The sequence below is a fragment of the Rhodospirillaceae bacterium genome, from assembly GCA_018662005.1.
Classification (GTDB): Bacteria; Pseudomonadota; Alphaproteobacteria; order Rhodospirillales; family JABHCV01; genus JACNJU01.
The window spans coordinates 208,987-220,760 of sequence record JABJHA010000004.1 but is presented as its reverse complement, the minus strand read 5'-3'; the positions used below and the strand labels follow the sequence as shown (position 1 = coordinate 220,760).

At 55.4% G+C, this 11,774-nt stretch carries 12 protein-coding genes; all 12 read right to left on the bottom strand.

Annotated elements, in window-relative coordinates:
• Positions 1–44: 44 nt before the first annotated feature.
• The 12 genes from HOL66_02340 to HOL66_02285 all read right to left on the bottom strand — a co-directional run bounded on the left by HOL66_02340 (position 45) and on the right by HOL66_02285 (position 11,756).
• Entirely contained in the window at positions 45–677 is a 633-nt protein-coding gene (locus tag HOL66_02340) for an RNA-binding protein (protein ID MBT5243067.1), read from the bottom strand.
• A gap of 14 nt (positions 678–691) precedes the next feature.
• On the bottom strand, positions 692–2,284 hold the full coding sequence (nusA, locus tag HOL66_02335) for a transcription termination/antitermination protein NusA (GenBank protein MBT5243066.1): 1,593 nt from the start codon (positions 2,282–2,284) through the stop codon (positions 692–694).
• 8 nt (positions 2,285–2,292) lie between these two features.
• The gene (rimP, locus tag HOL66_02330) at positions 2,293–2,784 is read right to left on the bottom strand and encodes a ribosome maturation factor RimP (GenBank protein ID MBT5243065.1); all 492 of its coding nucleotides are present in this window, start codon (positions 2,782–2,784) and stop codon (positions 2,293–2,295) included.
• Between the two features lie 165 nt (positions 2,785–2,949).
• Positions 2,950–3,657 (bottom strand): tRNA (guanosine(46)-N7)-methyltransferase TrmB, encoded by a 708-nt coding sequence (gene trmB / locus HOL66_02325; protein MBT5243064.1) that lies wholly within the window; start codon positions 3,655–3,657, stop codon positions 2,950–2,952.
• The gene (locus HOL66_02320; GenBank protein MBT5243063.1) at positions 3,635–4,822 is read right to left on the bottom strand and encodes a methionine adenosyltransferase; all 1,188 of its coding nucleotides are present in this window, start codon (positions 4,820–4,822) and stop codon (positions 3,635–3,637) included. The genes trmB and HOL66_02320 overlap by 23 nt, the downstream gene beginning before the upstream one ends.
• A gap of 269 nt (positions 4,823–5,091) precedes the next feature.
• Complete coding sequence (locus tag HOL66_02315) at positions 5,092–5,574, bottom strand: helix-turn-helix transcriptional regulator (protein MBT5243062.1); 483 nt, start codon at positions 5,572–5,574, stop codon at positions 5,092–5,094.
• 209 nt (positions 5,575–5,783) lie between these two features.
• The gene (gene lnt, locus HOL66_02310) at positions 5,784–7,367 is read right to left on the bottom strand and encodes an apolipoprotein N-acyltransferase (GenBank protein ID MBT5243061.1); all 1,584 of its coding nucleotides are present in this window, start codon (positions 7,365–7,367) and stop codon (positions 5,784–5,786) included.
• Positions 7,360–8,280 carry an HlyC/CorC family transporter gene (locus HOL66_02305; protein MBT5243060.1) on the bottom strand — a complete coding sequence of 307 codons (921 nt, stop codon included), beginning with the start codon at positions 8,278–8,280 and terminating at the stop codon, positions 7,360–7,362. The genes lnt and HOL66_02305 overlap by 8 nt, the downstream gene beginning before the upstream one ends.
• Positions 8,277–8,765: an rRNA maturation RNase YbeY gene (gene ybeY / locus HOL66_02300; protein MBT5243059.1), complete on the bottom strand. Its 489-nt coding sequence runs from the start codon at positions 8,763–8,765 to the stop codon at positions 8,277–8,279. The genes HOL66_02305 and ybeY overlap by 4 nt, the downstream gene beginning before the upstream one ends.
• Positions 8,758–9,792 carry a PhoH family protein gene (locus tag HOL66_02295; protein ID MBT5243058.1) on the bottom strand — a complete coding sequence of 345 codons (1,035 nt, stop codon included), beginning with the start codon at positions 9,790–9,792 and terminating at the stop codon, positions 8,758–8,760. The genes ybeY and HOL66_02295 overlap by 8 nt, the downstream gene beginning before the upstream one ends.
• Positions 9,789–11,216 carry a tRNA (N6-isopentenyl adenosine(37)-C2)-methylthiotransferase MiaB gene (gene miaB, locus HOL66_02290; GenBank protein ID MBT5243057.1) on the bottom strand — a complete coding sequence of 476 codons (1,428 nt, stop codon included), beginning with the start codon at positions 11,214–11,216 and terminating at the stop codon, positions 9,789–9,791. The genes HOL66_02295 and miaB overlap by 4 nt, the downstream gene beginning before the upstream one ends.
• A gap of 111 nt (positions 11,217–11,327) precedes the next feature.
• Entirely contained in the window at positions 11,328–11,756 is a 429-nt protein-coding gene (locus HOL66_02285; protein MBT5243056.1) for a transcriptional repressor, read from the bottom strand.
• Between the last annotated feature and the right edge of the window lie 18 nt (positions 11,757–11,774).

Genomic DNA, 11,774 nt, shown 5'->3' with positions numbered 1-11,774 from the left:
TTCCGTTCATTAATCCACCCCATAAGGGCGGCCAGTTTAGCCAGCTACGTCGTCGTTGCCTGGGCTTTCGCCCCGGTCTTTCTTAACCCTTCAAGTCTGCCGGCATCAACCAGCAGGTTATGAGCCAATCGACCCGGCGCGACGATCACGTGGACCGCCCGTTCGCGGGCAAACGCCTGGCCCAATTCGTTGGCGTCGAGGGCGACAATGACCGGCGTCTTTGCGGCCCATGCCCGAACTTTCGCCAACCCGTCCTCGGCCCCGTCAGCGGCAGCCATCAACACCCCGGCAGGTTTGCCGGATTTTAACCAGGCTTCGACCTTACCGAAACCCGAAACCGCCTCTCCGGCGCGTCGTGCCAAGCCAACATGGTTCAGGCACCTCTTGGCCAGCAAGCCCTCAACCCGATCAGCCAGATCGGCGGGGATGTTGACCTTTGCGCGCGCCGCCTTGGCAAACAGGTTTTTGGCGCACGCCGTATGTATCATACCACGCTCAGCACTCAACCAAAAACCCCGGCCCGGCAGACGGGCTTCTACATCGGCGACAATTTCATCGCCCGGGCCAACAACAAAGCGCACCATCTTGTCTTTCGACATTTCAGCGCCACTGACAATGCAGCGTCGCAGCGATGTTTCCCCTTTCTGCTTCACGCGGGGATTTTTTCGCCCGGCCATATTTTGCCAGCCCTCTACTCGTCCTTCACGTCTTCAATTGCGGCTTCGTCTGCCACGGCTTCTTCACTTTCAGCTGTCTCGCTTGCCCCAAGATCCTCACCCGGGAACCAGTGGGCACGGGCGGCCATGATAATTTCATTGGCCTGGTTCTGGCTCATGGAAACATCAGCTGGCAGCAACTCGAGCAATTCATCACCGGCAAGGTCGGCAAGGTCATCGAGGGTTTTAATTTCACCTTCGCCAAGCGCCACCATGATCACCGGTGTGATCCCGGCAATGGCGGCGATGTCATCGCTGACACCCAGTTCGCTGCGACGCTTCGCCAGTTCCTGATCTCTCGCTTCAAGGAAGCCGCGAGCCCTTTCGCGCAATTCTTCGGCGACATCTTCGTCAAAACCTTCAATTTCAACCAGATCATCAACGGGCACGAAAGCAACCTGTTCGATCGACGAGAACCCTTCAGTGACCAGCAGGTGGGCGATCACTTCATCAACATCCAGAGCTTCAACAAACATCTGGGAACGGCTGATAAATTCTTGCTGGCGGCGTTCGGATTCCTCGGCCTCGGTCAGGATATCGATGTCCCAGCCCGAAAGCTGCGACGCCAGACGGACATTCTGGCCACGCCGGCCAATAGCCAGACTGAGCTGTTCATCGGGAACGACGACTTCGATTTTATTGTTTTCCTCATCAAGAACGACCTTGGCGACTTCTGCCGGGGCAAGGGCGTTAACGATGAAAGTGGCCGGGTCCATGGACCATTGGATGATATCAATTTTTTCACCCTGCAATTCACCGACGACGGCCTGAACGCGCGAACCGCGCATACCAATACACGGGCCAACCGGGTCGATGCTGGAATCGTTGGACAGCACGGCGATTTTGGCGCGTGAGCCGGGGTCCCGGGCCACCGACTTAATCTCGATAATACCGTCATAAATTTCCGGCACTTCCTGGGCAAACAGCATGGCCATAAACTTGGGGTGTGTTCTGGACAGGAAAATCTGCGGGCCCCGCATTTCCTCACGGACATCAACGATATATGCCCGGATACGGTCACCATTGTTAAAGTGTTCGCGTGGAATAGCCTCGTCGCGACGCAACAAGGCTTCGGCGCGGCCAAGATCAACAATGATATTGCCAAATTCGACGCGCTTGACCAGGCCATTGACGACTTCGCCGGAACGTTCTTTGTATTCCTCGTACTGACGCTTGCGTTCGGCGTCACGGACTTTCTGGACAATCACCTGCTTGGCGGTCTGGGCGGCGATGCGGCCAAAATCAATGGGCGGAAGGGGATCAATCAGAAACTCCCCAAGCTCGGCGTCAGCCTTGGTTTTGCGGGCTTCTTCCAGAGTTGTCTGGGTAGTTTCGTTTTCGATTTCCTCGGCAACCTCGACGAACCGGGCCAGAGTGATTTCGCCAGACTTACGGTCAATTGTGGCGCGAATGTCGTGCTCGTGGCCATACTTGGAACGCCCGGCCTTTTGAATGGCCTGTTCCATCGCTTCGAGAACTTCGTCCTGCTCAATTCCCTTGTCGCGCGCTACTGTTTCGGCAACCTGCAAAAGTTCCGGGCGGGCATGGACTGCATCGGTTTCGCTCATTGTCTCATTCATTGTTTTCGCTGTCCTTGGGCTGCCGCGATCAAATCGTCGCTGAGCAGCAGTTTCGCACTATTAATATCCTGGTGGGCAAGATCGTAAGCCTTCTCCTTGGTCTCGATCCTGACCATCTCGTCATTTACCTGCGCCAGCCGCCCTTTAAAGCGTTTGCGTCCGTCAATGGCGCGGCTGGTTTCAATTTTGGCGTCAAAGCCGACAAATTTCTCGAAATCCCCGGGCCTGGTCAGGGGTCTGTCGATGCCTGGTGAGGAGACTTCAAGAGCATACGTCCCGGCAAGCGGATCTTCCACATCCAGTATCGCCGAAACGGCCCGGCTGATGGTTGCGCAATCCTCAACATTCATGCGGCCTGTGTCTGCCTCTTCGGCCATAATCTGAAGGCGCGGCTTGCGACCGCCTGTGTAATCCACCTTGACCAGCCTAAAGCCCATCGCTTCAACGGTAGGCGAGATCATTTCCTCGATACGATGGACAAGTTCCATACGACTAAAGGGCCTTTAACACGTTCCACAAAAACAAAAGGCGGGCCGCAAGGCCCACCCCATCAATTTCGATCAATGCCGAACCTAACGAGACACGTAATAATTCCTACGTGATTGAGGCGCACATATACACCCGATGGCATTTAAAACACAAGGTTTTTTTGGTTATTTGGGCGAGCGGGGCAGGCGGTTGAAAAGCAGGTAGGCCGGGCGTTCGCCACGGGCCAGGGCTTTTTCCTCATATCGAGTCGGTTGCCAGTCTTGCGGCGGCGTCCGCCAGTCACCGGCCGTTCGCGCCTGCCAACTGAAACAGGGATGGGCAATCAGGCGCTGCAGGGACCATGAAACAAAGTCCATATGGTCGCTGGCAAAGCGCAACTGGGCGCCATCTTTCATGACCCGGGCCAGGCGATCGAGGTTTTCCTTCACAATAAAGCGGCGCTTGTTTTGACGCCTTTTCGGCCACGGGTCGGAAAACAAAACGAACGCCCTGTCGACAGATTTTTCGGCCATGGCGTCGAGCAGGGGCCTGGCGTCATCGTCGCAGATACGGATATTTTTCAAATCCTCGCCGTCGATGGCACTGAGCAGCTTGGCGACCCCGTTAACAAACGGTTCGGCGCCAATAAAGCCAATATCAGGATGAGCCCTGGCCTGGGCGGCCAGATGTTCACCGCCGCCAAAGCCGATTTCCAGCCATACATGGGTCGGAGTCTCCGCCATGGTGGCGGCAAAGTCAGGATCGGGGCTTTGGGCCGTAACCCTTAAGGCCGGCAGGCGTTTTTCGACAAGTTCCTTGTGGCCGGGGCGCAGTTTTTTTCCATGCCTGCGCCCGTGCCAGTCCGGTTTGTCAGAAGGCCGATTTGAGGGCATCGGCGAGATCGGTTTTCTCCCACGAGAAGCCGCCGTCAGCTTCCGGCTCGCGGCCAAAGTGACCATACGCGGCGGTGCGCTCATAGATCGGCTGGCTCAGTTTCAAATGCTCGCGAATACCGCGCGGGCTCAAATCAACCATCTCGCACAAGGTGGCTACAAGTTTTGCCTCATCGACTTCGCCTGTACCGTGGGTATCGACATAGACAGACAGCGGCTTGGAAACGCCGATGGCGTAAGCGAGTTGAATTGTGCAGCCGTCGGCGATGCCGGCGGAAACCACGTTCTTGGCCAGGTAACGCGCAGCGTAGGCGGCAGAACGGTCAACCTTGGTCGGGTCTTTACCGGAAAACGCGCCGCCGCCGTGGGGGGCGGAACCGCCATAGGTGTCGACAATAATTTTACGACCGGTTAGCCCGGCGTCGCCATCAGGCCCGCCAATGACAAAACGGCCAGTCGGGTTGACATAGAATTCATCTTCCGGACACATCCAGCCATCCGGCAGAATGCCTTCAACATGCGGGCGAACAAGCTCACGGATGTCCTGTTGGCTTAAGTCTTCGGTGTGCTGGGTCGAAACCACCACGGATGTCGCGCCGACCGGCTTGCCATCAACGTAGCGCAAGGTCACCTGACTTTTTGAATCCGGTAACAAGCCCGGAGTCGTGCCGGAATGACGGGCTTCAGCCATGGAGCGCAAGATACCATGGGAAAAATGAATAGCCGCCGGCATCAGGCTGTCGGTTTCGGTGCAGGCGTAACCGAACATAATGCCCTGATCGCCTGCTCCTTCATCCTTGTTACCTGCCGCATCGACGCCCATGGCGATATCGCCGGACTGGCCATGCAAGTGAACGCTGACGTCGGCGTGCTGCCAATGGAAACCGTCCTGTTCGTAACCGATGGACTTGACGGCCTGACGGGCGATGTGTTCCATGTGCTCTTTGTCGACTTCGCCTTTTGAGTTAACCAGCGGCTCGGGGCCACGGACTTCGCCGGCAAGAACGATGCGATTGGTTGTGCATAAGGTCTCGCAAGCCACCCGCGATAACGGATCGGCGGCCAGAAAGGCGTCAACAATAGCGTCCGATACCCGATCGCTAACCTTGTCAGGATGGCCTTCGGAAACAGATTCACTGGTAAACAGATAGTCGGTATTTGACACGTTCGATCCCTCCGAATCATTGTAGAATTGTCCAACTGGACCAAGGGCCGAAACGGTCATGCCGTTTAAATCATATAGCCCACTTAGCGCAATATTTAACGTGGCGGCAAGTAGTCCAAATCCATCCACGACCAAGTCGACAAGCCTTTACAGGCTTGTCGATGACGTTCTTTTGTCAAGATTTTGAAGACCGGTCAAGCATTATTCGCGACTGCCCAACAGCCATAAATCCGTGCATAAACAGGGGGTTTATCCGCCGTTTGCTTTTTTCAGGAAATGACCTGGCTATTGGCCAGAGTTTTTGTCAATTCAAACAGCCGTTTGCGAATTTTTGGATCGTTTATTTTATAGTAAGCACGAACCAACTCCAAGGTCTCACGACGTGCCAGCGGGTCAGATTCCAGTTCCACCTGATCGCCATCTGTCAGGCCCTTGAGGTCAATACGACGGCCCCGGGTTGCCTTCGTGACATCATTCATTTCATCAAAGAAATATGATACCGGAACATCGAGGACACGGGAGAATTCATAAATTCTGGAAGCGCCAACCCGGTTGGCACCGCGTTCGTACTTCTGAATTTGCTGAAAGGTCAGGCCAACGGAATCGCCAAGTTTTTCCTGACTGATGCCAAGCAATGTTCGGCGCAATCTCAAACGGGCGCCGACATGCATGTCGACGGCGCGGGGAACGCCCAGAAGGGCGTCATCTGGTTTGGGGGCACGGGGTTTACGTTTAACTGCTGCTTTACTCATCTTTATTTTCTACCCTTTATATATGGTTTCAGGAACACGTGCTGGCGACAAAGACTTCAAGACGCACTTTCAGCCGCTTAAAACAGGTCGCTTGCCAGCACAATTCATGCAACCAGATCATTCTCACCCATCCGCCTCTAATATGATCTCCCACACAATGTTATTCAAGAATATTTAATTATTACCGGTAATATTTATAACGCTATCGCTCAACCTGCACGTCGCCCAGGCTTCATTAAAAGACCGGCCCCGGAAACAAGCAGGACCAGCAATATAACAATCCAGTCACCCAGCCGCCCATAAAGCGTTGGCCCAAGTGCTGATGGCAAGGCGCTATCAAGAACGCCCTGTTCGGACAGCCCCAGTTTGGCAATGACACGCCCGTAGCCATCGACGACACCGGATATTCCCGTGTTGGCGACCCGAACAAGGGGCAAACCTTGTTCTGCCGCCCGAAAGCGGGCAGCCGCGAAATGTTGATAAGGCCCGGAACTGACACCGTACCAGCCATCATTGGTCAGGTTGAGCAACCATTCCGGCCGGTCCCGTTGATCGACAACCTCGCCCGGAAAAATTACTTCGTAGCAAATCAGCGGCGAGACGGGCGGCAATCCTTTTAGACGCAGGGTTTTAGGGCCCGGGCCTGGCGAGAAATCCGTCGCCCCGTCGGTTATTTTGGCTAAATTCAAGACCTTGCGAAAAGGCATATACTCGCCGAACGGAACCATGTGAGATTTATCATACGTCCCGACAATGCGGGCTTCTTCGTCAATCACCTGAAAACTGTTCCAGACCCGATAGACAGGCTCACTTTGCGAGCTTGTGCGCGGCGCGCCGGTCATCAGCAGGCCGCCCTTGGGTGTCGCCCCGGCAAGGGCCTTGCGTACATTTCCATCCTTGCTGATAAAGAAGGTAGTCGCCGTTTCGGCCCAAATCACATGTGTCGGTTGCTCCACACCGGGGGAAGGCGGGGCCACGCTCATGGCCAATTGATCATTGAAATGACTTGATCGGTATTGACGATCCCATTTCAGTTTTTGATCAATGTTGGGCTGCACCAATCGCAGACGCACATCGGGAACCCTGTCCGCCGTCGCCCCTGATAATCGCACCGCCCCACCGGCCCAGACAACGACAAGGGCGAGGACGGCCAGTGTCAGCGGTCGTAATGGGCTTCCCTTGACCGCCCATTCGTCGCCACCGGCCAAAAGCGCTGGCATCGCGGCGACAATGACCGTGAGCAAGCCAAGACCGTAAACACCGGCAAGTGCCGACAATTGAATCATCGGATCGGAAAAAGCCCAGACGCTGCCGATCAGGTTCCAGGGAAAGCCGGTAAAGACCCAGCTTCGCAGCCACTCGAAAGTCGTCCACAGGGCGGCAAAGACAAGGACCCGCCCAATACCGCTACACCGACGGGCCGACAGTCTTGTCAGCACGGTAACGCAGGCGGGAAACAAGGCCAGCACCGCGGCCAGCCCAAACACTGCAAAGGGCGCCATCCAGCCAAAACGATCAGGATAGGTCAGCAAGGCGTTGGCAACCCAATATAAACCAGCTGAAAAATGGCCAAAGCCAAACCACCAACCAACGCCAAAAGCGGCCCGCGCCGTGCCCTTGGAGAACACCAGCCACAATAATCCGCTTAAGCCCGGAACCAGCAGAAACACCCCGTGCAAGGGCGCCATAGCCCCCGCAGCCAGAACCCCCAGCAAAAAGGTCAGCGCCCAGCGCCGCCATCCGCCCAGCGCAATGACCCTGAGATAAAGCCTGCTCTTCACAAAATTAACCATCACCCAAGTAGGGCGGGGTCAGGGCCTCTGCGCCGCGCAGGCGCACTGTTTTGATGCGCCGGGGATCGGCGTCAAGGATTTCAAATTCAATTCCCGAAGGATGACTGATCAACTCGCCGCGCACCGGCACCCTGCCAGCCAGCAAAAAGACAAGCCCGCCCAGCGTGTCGATATCTTCGCGCTCTTCATCACTGACGATGATGCCAAGACGTTGTTCCAGCATTTCAATTGGCACCCGTGCATCGGCGACGATGGTGGCGTTCGGGCCGTCAACCATGGCCGGTTCATCCGTGCGGTCGTGTTCATCTTCGATCTCGCCGACAATTTCCTCTACCAGGTCTTCAATTGTCACCAGCCCGTCAATACCGCCAAATTCATCAACCACCAAAGACATGTGGCAGCGGGTGGCGCGCATTTCCAGCAACAGCTCCAACACCTGCATGGAAGGTGGTACGAACAAAACCTTGCGAACGATCTGGCGCAAGGCGAAATCTTCGTCTTTGCCACGCCAGGCGAGCACGTCCTTGATATGAATCATGCCGATAGAATCGTCCAGGTTCTCGTTGAAAACCGGCACCCGGGAATGGCCTTCGCGGGTTAAAAGATCAATTAATTCCGACAGGCCGGTTTCGCATTCGATAGAAACAATATCGGCCCTGGGCACCATAACGTCATGGATGGTTCTGCCTTTAAGCTCAAGAATATTAGCCATCAGCAAACGCTCTTCGGCATCAATAGGCACTTCGGCTTCTTCGCGCTCTTCAATCAATTCCTCAAGCACGTCGCGGGCAGACCCTTCGGCGGCTTTTATTCCGAACAGGGTTTTCAGCCAGTCGAGCGGCCCGCTGGAGGGTTCGTCCGCTTCAGCATTTCCATTGTCGTTGGAAGATTTCAGTGACGCCGGGTCGTTCATTTCAAATCCGCTTGTTCGCTGTATGGGTTGCCGATGCCAAGGCCAGCCAGGGTGCTGACTTCAAGGGCTTCCATATCCCCCGCTTCTGCATCGTCCTGATGATCATAGCCAAGCAAATGCAACATGCCGTGTATGACCAGATGGGTTAGATGGTCGGCCAGTGTTTTGCCTTCATTTTCCGCCTCGACACTTGTCACGCCATAAGCGATGACAATGTCACCCAGTAGCCTAGGCGCAAATTCTAAAGATTCCGTATCTTCACTGTTTGCAAATGACAACACGTTTGTCGCCTTGTCCTGATGACGATAATCCCGATTGAGTTGGCGAACCTGTTCATCATCACTGAGCAAAATGCTGACTTCGCCGGGTCCGGCATCCGGATGCGGGCAGGCTTTTACAGCGACGCGGCACAATTCCTCGACATTACCCAAAGCTGTCGTCCACTCAGGCTCGGAAATTGAAACGTCAATGTCCAGTTCACTCATCGCTTTTCGCGCCGTTGCCTTTCTCGTACCGGGCCGCTGCCTGGCGGCGCATTTCGGCCTCGTCATAAGCACCGACGATCTTTGACACCAGATGATGGCGAACCACATCGTCCTTGCCAAAACGGGTAAAACCGATGCCCTTGGTCTGGCTGAGAATGTCAGAGGCATCACGCAAACCCGAGCGGATGCCCCGGGGAAGGTCGACCTGTGTCAAATCGCCAGTCACCACCATGCGGGCATTTTCGCCCAGCCGGGTTAAAAACATTTTCATCTGAACGGCCGTCGTGTTCTGGGCTTCATCAAGAATAACAAAGGCATTGGCCAAGGTACGTCCGCGCATGAAGGCCAGGGGTGCCACTTCGATTTCACCGCTCTCCAGTCGCTTGGCCACTTGTTCTCCCGGCATCATGTCGTGCAAGGCGTCATAGAGCGGACGCAAATAGGGGTCGACTTTTTCCTGCATGTCCCCGGGAAGGAAGCCCAGCTGTTCACCGGCCTCGACGGCGGGGCGTGACAGGATGATCCGCTCGACGTCACCCCTGACAAGCCGCTCAACCGCCTTGGCAACGGCCAAATATGTTTTTCCCGTACCGGCCGGGCCAATTCCGAAAACCAGTTCATTTTCATCAATAGCCTGAAGATATTTGGCCTGGGTCGGGGTGCGTGGAGAAATCGTCCGCTTGCGGGTTTTGATCTCGATATCAGCGTCTGTGACCTGCGATCCGGATGTGGACGCCATCCGCAGCACCGCCTCGACTTCGTGGCGATCAACTGACATGCCTTTTTTAAGACGCCCGTATAATCCGTCGAGTGCTTCGGCGGCGGCGTTAATGGCGTCGGCCTCGCCGATCAGCGTCACCTCGTTCCCAACAGACTGGGCGGTCACACCAAGTTGTTGCTCAATAATTGTCAGGTGCGCCTGATGGGCGCCAAAAAGCTGCATGGCAAGACTGTTATCATCAAAGGTCAACTTGCGGCTGTCATCGGCGTTGTCCTGCAAACTGCGCGGCTTGGTCGGTGGTGTCATGCGGCGTTCTCTTTTTGTTGTTTGGGGTTTCTGGAAGCCAGGCCTGGTTTTTTGTCGGAATTTACGAAAGCCAGGTTTTGTCTTTCTGGTAATGATCCGGCCAGGCTGTTGGCTTTGCCTTCATCGATGCGTATATCGGCGATGGTTCCGAACAGTTCCTCAGATGCGGTGACGTGGACCGGCTGCATATAGGGGCTACGGCCAACTATCTGCCCGACCTTTCGCCCCGGCCTGTCGAGCAGAACCGGCATCACGGCCCCGACACAGCTTTTATTGAAGGCCAGTTGCCGGGCGTTCAGGGCGTCTTGTAAAATGGCCAGTCGCTCACTTTTAACAGCCTCGTCGACTTGATTTTCAAGAATGGCCGCCGGGGTTCCCGGTCGCGGGCTGTATTTAAACGAGTAAGCCTGAATAAAACCGATATCTTCGACCAGCTTCATGGTCGCTTTGAAATCATCATCGGTTTCACCGGGAAAGCCGACAATAAAATCCGACGACAGGGCCAGGTCTGGACGCGCCGAACGCAACCTTTCGACCAACGCCCGATACTCATCGGCGCCGTGGCGGCGGTTCATAGCCTTAAGGACCCGGTCCGATCCCGACTGAACCGGCAAATGCAGGAACGGCATCAGCTGTTCCACATCCCGGTGGGCAGCAATCAGCGCATCATCAACATCAGCCGGATAAGACGTGGTGTACCTGATCCGCTCAATCCCGGCGATTTTACTTGTCGCCCGGATCAGGCGGCCAAGCCCCCACTCGTCATCATCGCCAAGCCCATGATAGCTGTTGACGTTCTGCCCCAGCAGAGTCACTTCCTTAACGCCAAGATCAACAAGCCTGCGGGTTTCTTCAAGGATTTCAGAAGGCCTGCGCGAGAATTCCGCGCCCCGTGTATAGGGAACAACACAAAAGGCGCAAAATTTATCACAGCCTTCCTGAACGGTCAGGAAAGCCGATGCGCCATCAAGCGCGCCACTGTCCGCCGTCGTATCAGGCAAGTGATCAAACTTTGCCTCAACCGTGAAATCCGTATTCAGCACGGTCCCGCCCTGGCGCGAGAGACGGGCGATCATTTCAGGCAGATCGTGATAGGTTTGCGGCCCGAAAACCAGATCGACAAATGGTGCCCGGCGCAGCATTTCCTCACCCTCGGCCTGGGCGACGCAGCCGGCAACCGCCAGGATCATATCCGATCCCTGGTCTTGTTTGCGTTGCTTGGTTCGGTTCAGGCGGCCCAGTTCCGAGTATACTTTTTCGGCCGCTTTTTCACGGATATGGCAGGTATTGAGAACAACCATATCGGCATCATCTGGGTTGTCCGTCACCTGATATCCCAAAGGCATCAGGACATCAGTCATCCGGGCCGAGTCATAAACGTTCATCTGACAGCCGTAGGTCTTGATATGCAGTTTCTTGGTCAAGTGTCAGGCCCGTCCTTATACCAATGAGTCCTGGCTTGCGAGGGCATGTTATCTGACAAAATGGTAACACTGTGTTTGGGTGTGTCAAGCTGGTTGCGCACGTGCCTTGGATCACTCCTTTTCATCGTCGCCTATGGGGACGCCGTAAAGTTCGAGCCTGTGGCCAACAAGTTTGAGACCATGGCTTTCAGCGATCTTGCGTTGCAGGGCCTCGATCTCCTCGTTATGGAATTCAAGAACCGCGCCACTGCGAATATCGATCAGGTGGTCGTGATGATCGTCGGTGGCTTCTTCATAACGAGCGCTGCCATCGCCAAAATCATGCTTTTCAAGAATCGCCGCCTCCTCGAACAGGCGAACGGTACGGTAGACCGTGGCAATGGAAATTTTCGGGTCAATGTCCGAGGCCCTTTTATGCACTTCATCAACATTGGGATGATCGTCTGATTCCGAAAGAACCCGGGCGATAACCCGGCGCTGGCCGGTCATCTTCATGCCCTTGTCAATGCAGATCTGCTCGATCCGTGATATCGCCGTCATTTAAGGTTCATAAACTTT